The sequence below is a fragment of the Hymenobacter cellulosivorans genome (assembly GCF_022919135.1).
Lineage (GTDB): Bacteria > Bacteroidota > Bacteroidia > Cytophagales > Hymenobacteraceae > Hymenobacter > Hymenobacter cellulosivorans.
Genome location: NZ_CP095049.1, coordinates 3,321,183 through 3,338,057, shown reverse-complemented (window position 1 = coordinate 3,338,057; position 16,875 = coordinate 3,321,183). Strand labels below are relative to the sequence as shown.

General features: G+C 61.8%; 14 protein-coding genes. 10 read left to right on the top strand and 4 right to left on the bottom strand.

Annotated features, from left to right (window positions below):
- Positions 1 to 89: 89 nt before the first annotated feature.
- The 3 genes from MUN80_RS14200 to MUN80_RS14190 are packed head-to-tail and all read left to right on the top strand — an operon-like array spanning position 90 to position 3,391.
- Positions 90 to 641 carry an RNA polymerase sigma factor gene (locus MUN80_RS14200; RefSeq protein ID WP_244713952.1) on the top strand — a complete coding sequence of 184 codons (552 nt, stop codon included), beginning with the start codon at positions 90 to 92 and terminating at the stop codon, positions 639 to 641.
- Positions 638 to 2,377 carry an outer membrane beta-barrel protein gene (locus tag MUN80_RS14195; protein WP_244713950.1) on the top strand — a complete coding sequence of 580 codons (1,740 nt, stop codon included), beginning with the start codon at positions 638 to 640 and terminating at the stop codon, positions 2,375 to 2,377. The genes MUN80_RS14200 and MUN80_RS14195 overlap by 4 nt, the downstream gene beginning before the upstream one ends.
- A 42-nt stretch (positions 2,378 to 2,419) precedes the next feature.
- Complete coding sequence (locus tag MUN80_RS14190) at positions 2,420 to 3,391, top strand: hypothetical protein (RefSeq protein WP_244713948.1); 972 nt, start codon at positions 2,420 to 2,422, stop codon at positions 3,389 to 3,391.
- A gap of 123 nt (positions 3,392 to 3,514) precedes the next feature.
- Here MUN80_RS14190 and hutI read toward each other — a convergent pair whose 3' ends face one another.
- Positions 3,515 to 4,774: an imidazolonepropionase gene (gene hutI, locus MUN80_RS14185; RefSeq protein ID WP_244713946.1), complete on the bottom strand. Its 1,260-nt coding sequence runs from the start codon at positions 4,772 to 4,774 to the stop codon at positions 3,515 to 3,517.
- Positions 4,775 to 4,899: 125 nt separating this feature from the next.
- Entirely contained in the window at positions 4,900 to 6,021 is a 1,122-nt protein-coding gene (locus MUN80_RS14180; RefSeq protein ID WP_244713944.1) for a spore photoproduct lyase family protein, read from the bottom strand.
- A gap of 234 nt (positions 6,022 to 6,255) precedes the next feature.
- Between MUN80_RS14180 and MUN80_RS14175 the strand changes: the two genes are divergently transcribed.
- The 4 genes from MUN80_RS14175 (at position 6,256) to MUN80_RS14160 (ending at position 11,284) form a co-directional block, all read left to right on the top strand.
- Positions 6,256 to 7,110 (top strand): DUF4440 domain-containing protein, encoded by an 855-nt coding sequence (locus tag MUN80_RS14175; protein WP_244713942.1) that lies wholly within the window; start codon positions 6,256 to 6,258, stop codon positions 7,108 to 7,110.
- 40 nt (positions 7,111 to 7,150) lie between these two features.
- Positions 7,151 to 7,768: a bifunctional nicotinamidase/pyrazinamidase gene (pncA, locus tag MUN80_RS14170; RefSeq protein ID WP_244713940.1), complete on the top strand. Its 618-nt coding sequence runs from the start codon at positions 7,151 to 7,153 to the stop codon at positions 7,766 to 7,768.
- 3 nt (positions 7,769 to 7,771) lie between these two features.
- Entirely contained in the window at positions 7,772 to 8,284 is a 513-nt protein-coding gene (locus tag MUN80_RS14165; protein WP_244713937.1) for a 2'-5' RNA ligase family protein, read from the top strand.
- A gap of 216 nt (positions 8,285 to 8,500) precedes the next feature.
- The gene (locus tag MUN80_RS14160) at positions 8,501 to 11,284 is read left to right on the top strand and encodes a TonB-dependent receptor (RefSeq protein WP_244713934.1); all 2,784 of its coding nucleotides are present in this window, start codon (positions 8,501 to 8,503) and stop codon (positions 11,282 to 11,284) included.
- Positions 11,285 to 11,492: 208 nt separating this feature from the next.
- Here the strand turns inward: MUN80_RS14160 and MUN80_RS14155 are convergent, their stop codons facing one another.
- Positions 11,493 to 12,230 carry an SDR family oxidoreductase gene (locus MUN80_RS14155; protein ID WP_244713931.1) on the bottom strand — a complete coding sequence of 246 codons (738 nt, stop codon included), beginning with the start codon at positions 12,228 to 12,230 and terminating at the stop codon, positions 11,493 to 11,495.
- A 143-nt stretch (positions 12,231 to 12,373) separates the two neighbouring features.
- On the opposite strand from MUN80_RS14155, the gene MUN80_RS14150 reads away from it, so the two are divergent.
- Complete coding sequence (locus tag MUN80_RS14150; protein WP_244713928.1) at positions 12,374 to 13,813, top strand: hypothetical protein; 1,440 nt, start codon at positions 12,374 to 12,376, stop codon at positions 13,811 to 13,813.
- Positions 13,814 to 13,943: 130 nt separating this feature from the next.
- The gene (locus MUN80_RS14145; protein WP_244713925.1) at positions 13,944 to 15,467 is read left to right on the top strand and encodes a malate:quinone oxidoreductase; all 1,524 of its coding nucleotides are present in this window, start codon (positions 13,944 to 13,946) and stop codon (positions 15,465 to 15,467) included.
- A 68-nt stretch (positions 15,468 to 15,535) separates the two neighbouring features.
- Here MUN80_RS14145 and MUN80_RS14140 read toward each other — a convergent pair whose 3' ends face one another.
- On the bottom strand, positions 15,536 to 16,339 hold the full coding sequence (locus MUN80_RS14140) for a class I SAM-dependent methyltransferase (RefSeq protein WP_244713923.1): 804 nt from the start codon (positions 16,337 to 16,339) through the stop codon (positions 15,536 to 15,538).
- A 120-nt stretch (positions 16,340 to 16,459) separates the two neighbouring features.
- Here MUN80_RS14140 and MUN80_RS14135 point away from each other — a divergent pair, with 120 nt between their 5' ends.
- Entirely contained in the window at positions 16,460 to 16,870 is a 411-nt protein-coding gene (locus MUN80_RS14135; protein ID WP_244713920.1) for a hypothetical protein, read from the top strand.
- Positions 16,871 to 16,875: the final 5 nt, after the last annotated feature.

Sequence of the window (16,875 nt, the reverse complement as noted above, 5' to 3'; positions counted from 1 at the left end):
TTACCCCACGCAACCCCAACTGCCAGGGGCCGGTCATGGGGGCAGAACGCTAATCTGATTGTATTTCTACCTGCTTATCTGCCCTGCCTATGGCCGAATCAATTGACGCCCTTGTAGACGGCTGCCGCCGGGGCCGGCCCGCGGCCCAACGACGCCTCTACGAACGGCTGGGCTATCAGCTCATGGGCGTGTGTTTGCGCTACTGCCCCTCGCGGGCCGAGGCCGAGGACGCGCTGCAGCTCACTTTCGTTAAGATATTTACCCGGCTCGACCAGTTTCGCAACCAGGGTCCCTTCGAGGCCTGGGCCCGGCGCATCGCCGTGACCACCTCGCTGAACCTGTGGCAGCAGCACCAGCAGCGCGGCCTGCACCTCGACCCCGAGGAAGCCGCCGACGTGCACCACCCCGACGGCACGCCCTTCGACCAGCTGTCGGCCGATGACGTGCTGCGGCAGATGAACGCCCTGCCCCTGGGCTACCGCACGGTTTTAAACCTCTACGCCATCGAAGGCTACACGCACGCCGAAATCGGTGAGCTGCTGGGCATTTCGGAAGGCACCAGCAAGTCGCAGCTCTCCCGGGCCCGCCGCTTGCTGGAAGAACGCCTGCACCAGCAGGCCCATACTCCCCTCGCATCATGACTGAACACGAATCAGAACAATTTTACAAAGACCTCCAGCAGAAGCTGCACGGCTACGGCAGCGCCCCGCCCGAAACGGTGTGGCGCGGAATCAGAGAGCAGGTGCCGGCCCGCAAGCGCCGCTTCCGCCCGGTGCTGTGGCTCTTGCTGGTCGGGGCGCTCCTGGTGGGCGTTACGGTGGGCACCCAACAGTGGGGCCACGCGGTTTTCGGTCCCGGCACTGCGGCCGACCCGGCCCCGGTAGCCAGCCGCAGTGAGCAAACCGGTAGCGAAGCCCGCTCCTCCGCTGGCAATGCCGCCGGCCAGCCCAACGGCGCAGTAGCCACAACGGAGCCCCGGGGTAACGCGGCCGACCAACTGGGCAACAGTGGCAACGCCGCCGGTAACGACAATATAACCCCAGCGGATTCGAATCCGGCAGCCACGACGGCCAGCGCCAGCAGCGGGGCCCGAAACGCACGGACTTCGGCAGCTTCGAAGCAGTTGCTTTTGGCCCGCATCGACACCCGCGGCAAACGCGCAGTCCGTATCGGAGCCGCTAGCCATTCAGATGCAGCCCGCTCCTCCACCCAGCCCGGTGAAGAAGGCTCCGCAACTGCGGCTTCGGCTTCGAAGGCCGTATCGGCGGCCACTGCCTCGACGACAGCCGCCCGCAACCGTAGTTTGCGGCGCAACGCCCGCAACTCGGCTCCGTTGCTGGCCGCTGCTGGAGCCCGCGCGGCAGCTACCCGCAAGGCTTCTTTTTCGGCCAGCCGCCGCGCTGCCACGGAGCTTGCCCGCACGGCCTCGGCCAGCCACAGCCGCACGGTGGCTACTCGCTCGGCCATTAGCCGGACGCGTGTTGGCCGCTCGGCCGCCAGCCGGTCAGCCGCCGCTACCCCCACCCTGCTGGACGCGGAAGCAATGGGCACCCGTGACCTGGCTAGTACCGAAAGCGTAGCTAGTATCCGTCGTCGACGGGCGCAACAAGCCAAAATCAGCAATGAGCCGCTGGATTTGCTGGTGATACGCCCCGAGGTAGCCGAAGCGCCGGAGCCGGAAGTGAAAGCCACCCGTCGTCGTCCGGCCCGGCGCCCGACACGCCAGGAAATCAGACTGCGCAACTGGAGTGCCCAGCTGCTGCTGGGCTCGGGTCTGAGCTACCGGGCCCTGGGCGGCTCGGCCACGCCGCTGGAACGCCTGGAGCGGCCCAGCATGAGCTTCAGCGGGCAGGCTACGGCTACCTATGCCCTGTCGCGGCAACTGGCCATGAGTGCGGGCCTGGGCTATTCTGAGTACGCCACTTCGCTAAACTACCGGCTGCGGAAAGGGAATTCCGACTCGCTGGGAATGCAGCAGAAGAAGTTCCGGGATGTGTACCGCTTCCTGACGATTCCGGTGCAGGCCCAGCTGACGCTGGCCGGCAATGCCCGCTGGCGCTACGGCGTGCAGTTCGGCGGCACGGTGGCCTTCCTGACCGATGCCAAAACCACGGAAGGCTCGGCCTGCAACTGCCAACAGGTACAATGGAGCAGCTCGACCCGAACCATGCCCTTCAATCGCACCAATCTGACGCTCACCGGCGGCGCTTTTGCCAGCTACCAGTTTGCCCCGGGGCAGTGGTTTACCCTCCGGCCCCAGGGTGATATTTTCCTCAACTCCGTGTCTACCGGCACCAGCGGCCGGGCGCCGCGCCGGCCCTGGAACCTGGGTTTGCAGGCCGGCTACAGCTGGGACCTGGACCCGCGCAAGCACTAACCCGGCGCATTATTTCCCCTCTACTTAACGACTCTATCCCGAATGAAACGTTTGCTGCTTTTTGCCCTTGCGGCCCTGACTTTGGTCGTGCCCGCCTGCCAGTTCGACTCTAGTGTGGTCATTTGCGAAGATGGCACCACGCCCGGCCCGGTGACAATTCCGCCCACGCTGACCGCCCTGACGACCCAGCTCGGCGCCCCGGTTCAGACGCTGACCTATAACCCGGGTCAGACCAATGAGTTTATCAGCGCCAAAGGTACCCGGGTCACTATTCCGGCCAATGCCTTCACCAAGAATGGGCAGCCCGTGACTGGACCCGTGGAGCTGGCTTTTCGGGAAGTATTCAGCCGGGCCGATATGGTACTGAGCAACATGCCCACTATTGCCAACGGCAGACTGCTCGAATCGGCAGGCGAAGTGTACCTGCGGGCCGCCAAGGATACGGCCGTGCGCATGGCCCCCGGCGTCCGGCTGACGCTGCAAGTCCCGACGCCCGCCAACGCTTCCCGCGACTCGATGAGCCTGTTCGTGGGCGGCTGGGGCGGCGGCACAGTCACTCCCTGCTTCGAATGGACCCTCAACCAGGACCCGGGCTCTTCGTTACGGCCCAACGCCAGCGGCACCAGTAACATCATCTCGGTGAGCAGTACGCTCTACAACTCGGGCCTTAACTGGCTGAACTGCGACAGGTTCTACTACGACCCTAACCCCACGACCACCGTGAAGGTAAGCGTGCCGGGCACCAATATTGACCCGGCCAAGAATACGATGGTGTTTGCCGTATTCCGCACCTTCAATGGAGCTATCCGCATCTGCAACTTCAAGGCGCCCAACTTTTTCGAGATGCCCGGCATTCCGGCCACGACGGCCATGAGCATCGTCGTTATCCGGACCGTGGACAGCAAACTCTACTACGGCCGCCAGGATGCCACCGCGCAGGCCGGCCTCGTCGTGGCGCCCACGCTGCAGGAAACCACGCCCGCGGCGCTGGTAGACGCTCTGAATCAGCTGTAATTACCGTCGAGTTCTTATCCGACTATCCCGCTTTTATCTGTACCAATTCGATATTCCTGTTTACCGGCGAGAAACAAAAAGGCGGCCCGTGGCCGCCTTTTTGTTTTGTATTCAACGGGTTTCCTACTCCAAATCGGCAGGGCAAACCACGCCGCCGATAATGACTTCGCGCACCGGGTTTTCGCCCAGCCAGTAGGGAATTTCCTGGTAGTCGGGCACGTCGAGTACCAGGATATCGGCCCGCTTCCCGACTTCGATGCTGCCGATTTCGGACTCTAGCCGTAGGGCCCAGGCGGCATTGATGGTAACGCCGGCAATGGCTTCCAGCGGCGTCAGGCCCATTTTCAGACAGGCCATCGACAGCGCCAGCCACAGGTTTTTGCTCGGGCAGGAACCAGGGTTGAAGTCGGTGCTGATGGCCACGGGCAGGCCCCGGTCGATAAACTGCCGGCCGGGCGCGTACTTTTCCTGGCGCAGGAAAAGCGGCACCAGGGGCAGGAGTACGGCAATGGTTTGGCCTTCGCCGCCGTTGCCCAGCCGGGCCGCATCCTCCAGGTTGAGGTAGTCGCAATGGTCCACGCTTACGGCCCCGAGGCTGGCGGCCATGGCGCAGCCGCCCAGGTCGTGGAGCTGCTCGGCATGAATTTTCAGCCAGAAGCCCAAAGCCTGCGCCTGCTGCAGGTAGCGCCGGGAGTCTTCCACGCTAAAGGCCCCTTCCTCGCAGAAAATATCCACGAACGTGGCCTGCCCCCGCAGCTCGGGCAGCACTTCCCGCACCAAAAAGTCGAGGTAGTCGGCCGGGCGGCCTTTGTACTCGGGCGGCACTACGTGGGCCCCCAGAAACGTGGACACTACCCGCACTGGCTGCTGCCGGCCGGCCTCCTGGGCCACGCGCACCAGGCGCAACTCGGTTTCCTTGTCGAGGCCGTAGCCGCTTTTGGCCTCCACCGTCGTGACGCCGTAGCGCCGAAAGTCGCGCAGGTGGCGCAGGGCGTTGGCAAGCAGCTCGGTTTCGGAAGCGGTTCGGGTGGCGCGCACCGTACTCAAAATCCCGCCGCCCGAGGCCAGAATATCAAGGTAGGACTCGCCCTGCAACTTGCGCTGAAACTCATGGGCACGGTTGCCGGCAAACACCAGGTGGGTGTGGCATTCGACCAGGCCCGGCATCACGACCCGGCCCCGGGCATCGAGCACCTGAGTTTCGGTCGTCACCTGGCTTTCATCGAGTTCCGCCATGGGGCCCACCGCCACTATTTCGGGGCCCCGGCAGGCTACGTAAGCGTCGGGCAGAATAAGCCAGCCGGTGGCCAACGGACGGTTGGGCCGGCCCCCGGCCAGGGTCAGCAGCTGGCCGCAGTTGCGGATGAGCAGAGAGTACGACACGCAGTACGGGCGCCCGGGGTGGAAACGGGCCGCGGCCCCAAACTACTCATATAAAAAAAGGATACGCCAGTGGTTGGCGTATCCTTTTCAAACCGGGCAAGTTGACACACGTATCAGTCAGCGGCTTACGTCCAGTACTGAATGGGAGCCCAGGGGAAGCGGCGCTGCCACTCGGTGAAGAAGAACTGCTTGAGCGTGCGCATATCCTCGGGCTGGTACACGTACTTGGTGCCCCCAAACTTATTGCGCTTTACGGCCCGGCCGGCTTCCTCCAGGTCCAGGCTGGTATTGGGGTACCACTGCAGCAGCACGTCTTTGGAGCCGGGCGTAAAGCGGTGGCTAATCATTTCCACGGTCAGGTCGCAGGGAAAGTCGAGGGTGGCGGCCAGCCGGTCGAGCAAAGCGGTGTAGTGCTCCCGCCACTCGGGAATGGGCATAATAGGGGCCAGCACCACGCCAACCGGGTAGCCGCCCCCGCCCTGCTCCCGGGGTAAAGCCAGCTGCCGCAAGGCTTGCAACCGAGCTTCCACCGAGGCCGTCCCGCCTTCCAGGCGGCGCGCAATGGGCTCGGCATTCAGGCTAAACCGGGCCCGGGTGTGGCCGTTGTGCGGCAAGTTCAGCAGGGAGCTAACCTGGTCATACTTGCTTACAAACCGCAACTGGGCTCCTTCGCGGGTGCCGTAATAACGGATGCACTCGGCCAGGCTGCCCGTCAGGTGCTCGATGCCAAGCACGTCGGTGTAGCAGCTCACCTCGAAGGAGGTCTGCCGCCCGGCCTGCTCGTAGCTGGCTGTAGCTTCCAGCAACTTGGGCAGGTTGGCGTAGGCCCGCACCACTGGCGGCCCCTGCAGGCTACCGGCCAGGTAGCAGTACTGGCAGTGGGCGGGGCAGCCTTCGGCCAAGTTCATCTGCCAGTCGGCCGAGGGCGGAGTGGGCTGTAGCTTCAGGGCACCGGGCGGGGCGCACACCACGGCCAGAGTGTTTTTGGCGTTGCGGTAGGTTTCGCGCACGTCGGCACCGCGCAGGCCGGTGAGGCGGTTGCTTTTGAGCAGCTCGATATCGAGGTTGTGGGCCTGAGCCCGCTCATACATCTGCTGGCCGAAAGGCTCCTGCAGGGCGTCAGGGGTGAAAAGCACGCGCTTGGGCAGCCACAGCTTAGCCGAGTGCGTGCGGGGTTGCAGGACCGGGATAGGCTGGTCGGTGAGCAGGGTATCGGAAAGCTGGATAACGGCGCCGGTTTCGAGCATCAAGTCAGGTAGCTGGTGATGCTGGTAAAACAGCGCAACGGCCTTTTTAAGTCCATTTCAGCATTAATAGACAGTAATTTTACGCCTTGAAATTCAGTTGTTTAAGTGCACAAATACCTTTTCCGGCTACATTTTCACCCGGGTCAGGCAGCGGTTGGGCAGGTGGCAGCCGTCCTTGGTAGAGCAGCCCTCGGCAAGACCCTGGTTTTCCTTTTATTGCCAACCTCCACGCTTATGAAAAACTGGTTGTATCTCGCTTTTCTATTCCTCGCTCCCCTGCACCTGCAGGCTCAGCAAGGCTCCGCAGGCTTGATTAGCGCCGAGCGGGACTTTGCCCGGGCGGCCGTCCAAACCTCGACCAAGCAGGCTTTCCTGGCCAATATGGCCGATTCAGCCATTATGTTTGCCAACGGCCGGCCCGAGCTAGCCAAGCCCTCGTGGCAAAAACGTGCGGAGCAACCCAACGCGCCCAAGCTTATCTGGGGCCCGGCCTTTGCCAGCCTGTCTGGCTCCGCCGACCTGGGCTACACCACCGGACCCTGGCTGATTGAGCAGCCGGATGGTAAACGCGTGGCGTACGGGCAGTTTTTCACGCTTTGGGGCCGGCAAACCGATGGCAGCTGGAAGTTTCTGCTGGATGTGGGCGTGTCGCACCCGCAGCCGGCTGCGCCCGAGCCGCCCGCCAACGTCGTTGCCCGCCCCATTGCCCAAACCCGCCTGACCAAAACCTCCCGCATCCAGCTCCCAGGCCTCGACCAGGAGCTGAACGCGGCCATTGCAGCCCGGGGCCCCGGTTCGGGTTACGCGGCCTGGCTCAGCCCGCAGGCCCGACTGCTACGCAAAAATACGCCGCCCCTGACTTCGCCGGCCGCCGTGGCTGCCCAGGTGGCCGCCGAGCTGCCTCGGCGCTTCACGCCCCAGGGCAGCCACCTGGCCCGGGCCCACGACCTGGGTTACACCTACGGTACGTACCTTGGCGTCCAGAACTCCACCGACCAGGGCGGTTACCTGCACGTCTGGCAACAGGAAGCGGGCCGCTGGCGTTTAGTGGCCGAAGTTCTTACTCCTACTGCCCCACCCAAGCCGTAGCCTTGCGCAGCCAACGGCTGGGTTCCTTACTCCTCTTCGCATGAAAGCACTGTTGCTGATTGACATTCAACCCGATTTTTTGCCCGGCGGCTCGTTGGCCGTACCTGAAGGCGACGCGGTAATTCCGCTGGCTAACGCTTTGCAGCCCCATTTTGACCTAGTAGTCGCTACTCAGGATTGGCACCCAGCCACCCACAAAAGCTTTGCCGCCAACCACGCTGGCCACCAGCCGTTCGAGCAGATTGATCTGCACGGCCTGCCCCAGGTGCTCTGGCCGGTACATTGCGTGCAAGGTACGTCCGGTGCCGAGCTGGCTACAGCTGTGGACGCTAACCGCGTGGAGGCCATCTTCCGCAAAGGCACCGACCCGGAAATCGACAGTTACAGCGGCTTTTTCGACAACGGCCACCGCAAGGCCACGGGCCTAGCCGACTACCTGCGCGGCAAAGGCATCCGGCAGGTGTACGTGGCCGGGCTTGCTGCCGACTACTGTGTGTATTTCACGGCTAAGGATGCCCTGCAGGAAGGCTTCGAAACCTTCCTGATTGAGGATGCCACCCGCCCGATTTCGGCGGAGGGCTTTGCCCAGGCCAAGGCCGACCTGCAGCAGCTGGGCGGCCACATCATCCAGAGCCGGGACCTGCTCGGCCAGGGCTAAGGCATGGATACGTCGCCCCCGCTCATTCTGACCCTGGCCCTAGACGAGGCAACGGCCGGTTTTTTCAACGCGTTGCGCCGCCAGCACTTTCCGCCCGAGCGCAACTACCTCGACGCCCACCTCACCTTGTTTCACCACCTGCCCGGCGCCGAGCAGCCGGCCATTGCCGCGGTGTTAAGCGAATATGTCCGGCGCCTGGCCCCACTGCCGCTGCAGGTAGCGGGCCTGCAGTTTCTGGGCCAGGGTGTGGCTTACCGCGTCGGGAGTGAGGCCGTGGAGCAGCTGCACCGCGACTTACAGCAGGAGTGGTGGCCTTGGCTTACGCCCCAGGACCGGCAGAAGCGGCGCCCCCACGTGACCATTCAAAACAAAGTGCGCCCGGAAGTGGCCCGCAGCCTGCACCAGCAGCTCAGTGCCTCCTTCGAGCCCTTTGCGGCCACTGGCACGGGGCTGCAGCTGTGGGCCTACCGCAACGGGCCGTGGGAGGCGCTGCAACACTTCCCGTTTCAGGCGTAGCCGAATAGCTAGACCCTTAGCCAAATATTCATTTTATTCTATTCTTTCTTTTTCGCCCTACCCTTCCGGTCGGTGGGGCGAAAGCGCGGTTTGGTGCCCGGCGCGAGAGGTTCATCGAATACTACGGCAGCGCTATACTCTACAGTGTAGCTTTGGGATTCTAAAAATCTGCAGTAGATTTGATATTACCCGCCCTCGAACGACCACGCCCCGTGCATGCAACAGTTTTGTTTTCTCTTCACCGCGGCGCTGCTGGCCGGCGCGGCACCGGCTGCGGCGGCACTTTCGAGTAGGTCTAGTATTGCCAGTGCTTCTTCGAAACATCCAATTAATTACCTGGCATCCGAAGAAACCGTAGGAGGAACTGTGCGCGGCGAAGACGGGGAAGTACTGCCTGGGGCTACCGTTTTTATCAAAGGTTCGTTTATCGGTACCAGCACCAATCAGCTAGGGCAGTTTCACATGAAGCTGGCCCTCGACAAGGGGCCCGTGACGCTGGTTGTGTCTTTTGTAGGCTACGAATCAAAGGAAATTACCCTGGCCGAAGCCGACCATGAACTACTGATTGACCTGGTCCCGAGTCCGGCGGCGGTGAGTGCTACGGTGGTATCGGCCTCACGAGTAGAGGAAAACATCCTGCGCACGTCCGTGACCATCGATAAAGTTACGAGCCGGCAGATTGAGCGGCTCAGCACGCCGGAGGTGCTGGCCGGGCTGGGCCAGCTGCCCGGAGTAGACGTGAACTCGGCCTCGATGCTGTTTACCAGCGTCAGCACCCGCGGCTTCAACACGGCCAAGAGTGAACGTGTCATCCAGCTGGTGGACTACATGGACACGGCCCTGCCGAGCCTGAACCTGAGCCCGGGCAACCTGGTGGGCATACCCGAGCTGGACATGGAAAGCATCGAGCTCATCCACGGCCCGGCCTCGGCGTTGTACGGGGCCAATGCCTTGAGCGGGGTGGTCCTGTTCAACAGCAAGGACCCGTTTGTCTACGAGGGGCTGAGCGTGCGCCTGCGCGGCGGGCAGCGCCGCCTGCTCGACGGGCAAGTGCGCTACGCCCACAAGCTGGGCGACAAGTGGGCCCTGAAGCTCAACGCCAGTGCCTTCCAGGCCAACGACTGGATTGCCGACAACCGCGCGGCGGCCAGCTTCTCGACCAACGCGGCCGACTCCCCCCTGGGCTACGATGCCGTCAGCAGCTACGGCGAGCTCAACTTTCAGTATACCCCCGACCCGCGCCAGCAAATGCCGGGCGGCACTCACCCCGACTTGTACGGCAAGACGGTGTACATGCCCGGCTTCACGGAGCAGGAACTCATTGGCCCCGACCAGAAAACCAAGTCCTACCGGGTACAGGGCGCGTTGTCGTACCTGATTAAGGATGACCTGCAACTGACGCTGGAGGCCAAGTACGCCACCGGCACGTCCACGTATCAGAATATCAGCCGCTTCCGCATCAAGGACCTGGGTACGAACCAGTACCGGGCCGAGCTGAAAAGCGCCAAGGGCTTTATCCGGGCCTATTCCACCGAGGACTTCACCGGCAACAGCTACGAGTTTACTCAGCTCGGCGCTCTACTGCTGAACTCCCCGGCCCCGGTAAACACGCCGTACGGGTCCATGAGCTACGCCCAGCTGTATTTCACGACCTATAACGCGGCCTACAAGCAAGCCATTCAGCAGCCTTCCGTGACACCGGAGCAGGCCCAGGCTCGGGCCCGGCAGGCCGCCAATGCTACCCAGCTGCAGGCTTCTGACCCACGCTTTAGCGAGTTGCGCCGCCAGATTATTGCCAACGACGTACCCGGCCGCGGCGCCCAGCAGAACTTCAACTCGTTTCTGAACGACATCAGCGCCCAGCGCAGTTTCCAGGTGTCGGATTTTGGCACCGACCTGATTGTGGGCGGGGCGTACCGCGAATACCGCCTGGGCTCGGGCGGCAAGTTGTTCTCGGACACCGACGGGCAGCGCATCCGCAACTACGAGTTTGGGGCCTACTCCCAGCTTACCCAAACCGTGCTGCACGACCACCTCAAGCTAGCGTTGGCCGGCCGTGTGGATTACTTCCAGAACTTCTCCCCGGCATTGTCGCCCCGCGCTTCGGTCGTGTATTCCTTCGGGCCCGACCAGCGTCACAACTTCCGCGGCAGCTACTCGGCCGCTTACCGCAGCCCCTCCCAGCTGGAGCAGTACGGGCAGTCGGATGTGACTACGTTTATCGTGCTGGGCAACATTGGGCGGGGTTTCCAGGGCTACGGCTTCACCGATGCGGCCGGCCGGCCCTACGGCACGCCCGGGGTTCCGCTGTCGGCCTTCGCAATCACGCTGCCCAAGCTGACACTGGAACACGCCCAGACCGTGGAAATAGGTTACAAAGGCATGATTTTACCCAAGCTGTACGCCGACGTGAGCTACTTCCGCAGCCTCTACACCGACTTCGTGGGCGCCAAAACCTTTGCCGGCAACGTGGACGGCTCCCGCCCCACCCAGCAGCAGCTCGACGAAGGCCTGCCTACTCTTTCCGACCGAACCAAGCCCACGCGCTTCATCTTTAGCTGGTACAACCACGACCAGCAGGTCCGCACCCAGGGCGCCACGCTGGGCCTGGCTTACCACCTGCACAAGGCCGTGAGCCTGAGCGGCAACTACTCACTTAACGTGCTAGACCGCAGCAACCTGCCCAACGATTTTCAAACATTCTTCAACACGCCCAAGCACAAATTCAACCTGGCCGCTACCGGCACTGTGGTTCCGAACCTGACTTACTCCCTGAATTACCGCTGGGCCCAGGGGCACCGCCAGGAACTGCCCTTTGCCTCGGGCACCGTGCGCGACTATAGCTCCACCGACGCTTACCTGGGCTACACCCTGCCCAAGCTTTCGACCACCTTCCAGGCGGGCGTGTCCAACCTCTTCGACACGAACAACATCCAGATTGTCGGGGGGCCGCAAATCGGCCGCCTGGGATTTCTAGGCGTGCTGGTGAATGTGAAATAGGCTTCTTTATCCGACAAATCTGTCGTTCTGAGGCGCAGCCGAAAAGCCTTCCTCCTTCACCCCGATACGGCTATTACCAACGTGACAAAGCCCTTTACCACCAGCGCGGCAAAGGGCTTTTGTGCGTTGAAAGACATTTATCAGGTCGTAGGCAGAGGCCGGCCTTTCGTCACATCTTTCCTGCACGGAACACTCAGTATGCTAAACCTTACCGGTTGTTCATCAATTGGAACCGGGCCTCTGTTGCTTCGCGAACCGCCTTCCGGATTTCTTCCGAGGTACCGTAGCCCACTTCCTCTTCGCCGTTAGCCAGGCGCTCCATAATCGAGTCGGCAAAGGCATCGACGGGCACGCCAAAGGTGTGCAGACCGGCCCCACCCAGGTCGGTATTCACGGCCGGCGGCACGATTTCGAGCACCTTGATGGGCGTGGCGGCCAGCTGGTGACGCAACGACAGGGTAAACGAGTGTAGCGCAGCCTTGGTAGCACTGTAAATGGGCGCAAACGCGGCTGGCGCAAACGACAAACCCGACGTCACGTTGATGATGGCCGGGTTGGGCTGCTGCTGCAAATGCGGAATAAAGAGCATAGCCAAATGAATCGGGGCCTCGAGGTTGATGACGAGTTCCTGCCGACGCGTTTCCCAGTCCTCGGTATCAGTGGCCAACTGCAGGCGGTTCTGGATGCCGGCATTGTTAACCAACACGTTGACCTGAGCAAACTCGGTTTGCACCCAGCGCAGCAGCTCCTGCCGGTCGGCGGCCGAGGCCACGTCGCATACCCGCGTGTGCAGGCTGGGCAGCTGCGCCTGGGCTTCACGGAGCTTGTCTTCGCGGCGCCCCACTACAATAACCTGGCTGCCGGCCTTCACGAAACGCTCGGCCAGAGCCAGGCCAATGCCGGAGGCGCCCCCGGTAATCAAAACGGTGTTGTTAGCTAAGTTCATACGGAATAAAGACGCTGAATGTGTGGCAAAAGCTTGGAGAGGATAGTACCCGCCATACGGGCAATTTGTTGGCTGCCGGGTATTTTTTCTTCCCTGGTTTAATGCCGTATTTGCAGGCTCATCTAATTTAACTTAGCCCTATAATGCGCCTACCTTTACTTATTGCCGCTGCTTCTATTTTAAGCTGCCTTACCGCTACGGCCCAGGTCTTCGAGCCGGGCCTGTTGGTTACCACCGCCGGGGATACGGTACGGGGAGAAATCGAGAATGCCTTCTGGGAAGCAAACCCTTCCTCCGTGCGGTTCCGGCCCACCGCCGACGCAGCTATTACCAGCTACTCCCCCGCTCAGCTCCGCTCCTTCCAGCTCGCCACGGGCCGTTATTTCCGCACCGAAACCCTGCCCATCGACCGCTCGGCCGAAACCCGCACCCAGTTTCTGCAGCGCTTTGTAGCCTCCACCCAGCAGCCCGAAACAGTTTTCGCCGAAGTCCTGGTAGACGGGCCGGCTCCTCTGCTGCGCTACGTCATTCCGGGCATCGTTCATTTTTTCGTGCGCCGCGAAAACCAGGGCTACCTTGAACTGACTGAGCGCAAATACATCGACCAGGACAAGCAGGGCCGACGGGTAATTGTGGATGGCAACCGGTACCGGATTCAGCTTCAACAGTATTTCGGCGACTGCCCCGCCGCCGTGCAGCAGGTGGCCAAAGCCCAGTACACACCCGCTGACCTGGCGGCCGTGGTTCAGGCCTACAACCAAAGCTGCTCCAGCACCGGGCAGGCGGGAAAGAGCTTTGTGGCTACCGCCAAGCCCGCCCGCGGCATGACGGTGAATGCCGGGCTACTGGCGGGCGCACAAATTCAGACGATGCGCCTAGACGCCTATAGTAGCTCGATTGAGTACGGTAGCTCGACTGAGTACGCGGAGGCTCCTTCCTTTGACGGGGTTGATATTGCCCGCGGCATCCGTCCCGTCGGCGGCATATACGCCGATGTGCTTATGCCCAAGCGTAAGCTGGCTCTGCACGCCGACCTGAGCCTGAGCACCCTGGGCCAAAGCGGCTCGCTGGCGGCCCGCGGCAACGTGCCCGCGGCTGAGTACAAGTGGAAAGGCACCATCACCTCCATCCGGGTCGGGGTGCGCTATTTTGTGCCACTGGGGGTTCGCCAGCAGCTTTTTCTGGGCAGTGGCTTGGGCTTCGACCGGTTTAACGTTACCGAGTCGAGCTTGCGCTACGGCACCGGGCAGCCCCGCCAGTTTGCCGGCGCTACCTTACCCCAAACGGGTACTATGCCGGGCATTACGGTGAACAAAAATACCGGCTTCAGCCTGCCTTACCTGGAAACCGGTTTCCGCCGCGGGCGTTTCACGGTTTCGGCGGATGCCCGGCTTATGGGCGGCGGCACCTACGAGGACCTGATGACCGTCGGCCACATTCACTACGATAACCAGAACCGGGTATCGTATCTGGAGCCCAACCAGTACTCAACCATCTACTGGATTTTTAACGGATTGGTAGCCTACCGCTTAACCAAAAACCAGGACGTGGCTCCCGCTGCGGCCGGGTCGGCTGGCCGCTAGGCAAGCTCGACCCTACTGGCCCTAGTAGCCGCTAAAGGCACTTTTTTGCCAATATGGGCCAACAAAAGCGCCTTTTTTTGCTTTTCGACGTAGGCAATACCTTTGCCGACTTCTTTGCTACGTCACCCCTATGAATACTACCGATAACTCTCCGGAAAGCGCAGTCGATGTCGTGCTTATCGGCGCCGGCATTATGAGTGCCACGCTGGGCATGATGCTCAAGGAGTTACAACCCGACCTGACCATCACGGTGCTCGAGCGCCTAGATGTGGCCGCCGCCGAAAGCTCCGACGCCTGGAACAACGCTGGCACTGGCCATTCCGCTTTTTGCGAGCTCAACTACACCCCCGAGCGGCCCGACGGCTCCATCGATATCAGCAAGGCCATCGGCATTGCCGAATCGTTTGAAGTCTCGAAGCAGTTCTGGTCGTTCCTGGCCGAGAAGTATGCCGTAAAAGAGCTGCAGCGCTTTATCAACCATATTCCGCACATGAGCTTCGTGTGGGGCAACGACAACGTGGAATACCTGCGCAAGCGACACGCGGCCCTGACCCAGTCGCCCTTGTTCAAGGGCATGGAGTTTTCCCAGGACCGTCAGCAGATTGAGCAGTGGATTCCGCTGGTGATGGAAGGCCGCGACGCCAGCCAACCCGTGGCCGCTACCAGTATGGAGCTGGGCACCGACGTGAATTTCGGCTCCCTGACCCGCGGCATGTTCTACCTTTTGCAGGAAAAGCCCGGCGTTACGTTCCACTTCAACCACGAAGTAAGCAAGCTTAAGCGCCGCGACGACGGCAGCTGGAGCGTGAAGGCCACCGACCGCCTCAACGGCCAAAGCCGGAAAGTGCGGGCCAAATTCGTGTTTATCGGGGCCGGCGGCGGCTCCTTGACGCTGCTGGAAAAGTCTGACATTCCGGAAGGCTACGGGTTCGGGGGCTTCCCCGTGAGCGGGCAGTGGCTCAAGTGCGTCAACCCCGAAGTTATTGAGCGTCACGAGGCCAAAGTGTACGGCAAAGCGGCTGTGGGTTCGCCGCCCATGTCGGTACCCCACCTCGACTCGCGCATGATCAACGGCAAGCGGGAGCTGCTCTTTGGGCCGTATGCCGGCTTCAGCACCAAGTTTCTGAAGAAGGGTTCCTTTCTGGATTTGCCCGCCTCCATCCGGGCTGGCAACCTGCGTCCCATGATTATTGCCGGCCTCAAGAACATTCCGCTTACCCGCTACCTCATCAACCAGGTGCGGCAGTCGCCCGAAGACCGGCTGGCGGCCCTGAAGGAGTATCTGCCCAACGCCCGGGCCGAGGACTGGCAGCTGGAAATTGCCGGCCAGCGCGTGCAGGTCATCAAAAAGCACGAAAAGGAAGGCGGCGTGCTGGAGTTTGGTACCGAGGTTGTCAGCGCCGCCGATGGGTCCATTGCCGCGTTGCTGGGCGCCTCGCCGGGTGCTTCCACGGCCGTCAGCATCATGGTCAGCCTGATTCAGAAGTGCTTTCAGCAGCAGGGCAATTCGCCCGAGTGGCAGGCCAAATTCAAGGAAATGATTCCTTCTTTCGGCCAGAAACTCAACGACAACCCCGAGCTACTGGAGCAGATCCGCAACCACACCAGCTCTGTGCTAGGCCTGGCCGCCCCCGCCGATATGATTGGGAAATAGCCCCTGCTTAAACGAAAAAGCCTCCGAACGCACCATTCGGAGGCTTTTTTGTGCGCTTGTGCGGGGCCTTATGGCTTGGTAGCCACCACCGAATACACCAGCGGGGCCTGGTCGCCGAGCGGACCGATGCGGAAGGTGCCGTCGGGCTGGGCCACGGTGTGGGCAAAGCAATTGTAGGGCGAATAGTCGTATTCCTGGAAGCTGGTAAGTTGCAGGCCCTGGCCTAGCAGGCTGCCAATGACCTCGCTCAAACTGTGGTTCCAGGTCACGGACTGGTGCACGATGTCCGCGGCGCGGTCGGCGTAGGTACCCACCTCAGTTTCCTCGATGGGGCCAGTATTGAAGTAGCTGTACTGCAGGCGGGCAAAGTCGTTATCGAACATCCAGACCACCGGGTGAAACTCGGCCAACACCAGCCGGCCGCCGGGTCGTAGGTAGCGGCTGAGCAGCGCGGCCCAGCGTGTGAGGTCGGGCAGCCAGCCCAACACCCCGTAGCTGGTAAAGACGACGTCGAACCCTGCCTCGGGCAGGTGCTGGGGCAGATTGTACACGTCGCAGCAGATAAACTCGGCCGCCACCCCGATTTCGGTGCTCAACTGGCGGGCCGCCGCTATGGCTTCATCCGACAAGTCGACGCCGGTGACCTGGGCGCCCAGACGGGCCAGCGAGAGGCTGTCTTGCCCGAAATGGCACTGCAGATGCAGAATTCGCAGGCCAGTCACGTTGCCCAGCAAGTCGAGCTCGATGCGGTTCAGGGAAGACTGGCCGGCTTTGAAGGCTTCCACGTTGTAAAAGTCGGAGGCCAGGTGCGGACCAGTGCGGGCGTTCCAGAGGGCGCGGTTCAGGTCGAGGTAAGCGGCAGGCGTCGTCATAGGTTTAGGGCAATATAGGCAGAGTAGCGTTTCGGCGAAGGTATCAGTCCCGGAATAAAACGCCAAGGTGTGAACTAAGCTCAACCATAGTCGTAAACGAGCTTCCGCTCTTCCCTTTGTATGTACCATACCTTACCCGCCCGCGAGTTTCAAAACCTGAGCTACCGGGACGACGTCTGCTTTATTATCAACCGGATTTTGCGCCCTTTGGCCCCCACCGAAATTCAGGAGGCGTACTCCGTGATGCTCGAAGCGGCCAACCACTACGGCTGCCAGCACTGGCTCATTGATTTGCGCCGCGACGCTACTTACCGGCCCAAATTGCTGAGCACATTTTTCCCCCAGCCCGGCGACCGGGCCGGCTCCCTCACCTACCTGGCTTACCTGGTGGCGCCGGCGCTGCTGCACGATATGGAAGACCAGGGCGACGTGCCCAGCCAGGATTTCTACGATGGCCAAGCCTTCCGGGCCCGCATTTTCGTAGACGAGCAAGCTGCTCAGGACTGGCTGGCAATGGTTGCCCACACCTAAGCTCA

Excerpts from the sequence above, each read along its gene's own strand:
- MUN80_RS14190 (WP_244713948.1), top strand. The coding sequence starts at position 2,420 with ATGAAACGTTTGCTGCTTTTTGCCCTTGCGGCCCTGACTTTGGTCGTG.
- MUN80_RS14150 (WP_244713928.1), top strand. The coding sequence starts at position 12,374 with ATGCGCCTACCTTTACTTATTGCCGCTGCTTCTATTTTAAGCTGCCTT.
- MUN80_RS14165 (WP_244713937.1), top strand. The coding sequence starts at position 7,772 with ATGGATACGTCGCCCCCGCTCATTCTGACCCTGGCCCTAGACGAGGCA.
- MUN80_RS14140 (WP_244713923.1), bottom strand. The coding sequence starts at position 16,339 with ATGACGACGCCTGCCGCTTACCTCGACCTGAACCGCGCCCTCTGGAAC.
- MUN80_RS14195 (WP_244713950.1), top strand. The coding sequence starts at position 638 with ATGACTGAACACGAATCAGAACAATTTTACAAAGACCTCCAGCAGAAG.
- MUN80_RS14200 (WP_244713952.1), top strand. The coding sequence starts at position 90 with ATGGCCGAATCAATTGACGCCCTTGTAGACGGCTGCCGCCGGGGCCGG.
- MUN80_RS14155 (WP_244713931.1), bottom strand. The coding sequence starts at position 12,230 with ATGAACTTAGCTAACAACACCGTTTTGATTACCGGGGGCGCCTCCGGC.
- MUN80_RS14145 (WP_244713925.1), top strand. The coding sequence starts at position 13,944 with ATGAATACTACCGATAACTCTCCGGAAAGCGCAGTCGATGTCGTGCTT.
- MUN80_RS14175 (WP_244713942.1), top strand. The coding sequence starts at position 6,256 with ATGAAAAACTGGTTGTATCTCGCTTTTCTATTCCTCGCTCCCCTGCAC.
- pncA (WP_244713940.1), top strand. The coding sequence starts at position 7,151 with ATGAAAGCACTGTTGCTGATTGACATTCAACCCGATTTTTTGCCCGGC.
- MUN80_RS14160 (WP_244713934.1), top strand. The coding sequence starts at position 8,501 with ATGCAACAGTTTTGTTTTCTCTTCACCGCGGCGCTGCTGGCCGGCGCG.
- MUN80_RS14135 (WP_244713920.1), top strand. The coding sequence starts at position 16,460 with ATGTACCATACCTTACCCGCCCGCGAGTTTCAAAACCTGAGCTACCGG.
- MUN80_RS14180 (WP_244713944.1), bottom strand. The coding sequence starts at position 6,021 with ATGCTCGAAACCGGCGCCGTTATCCAGCTTTCCGATACCCTGCTCACC.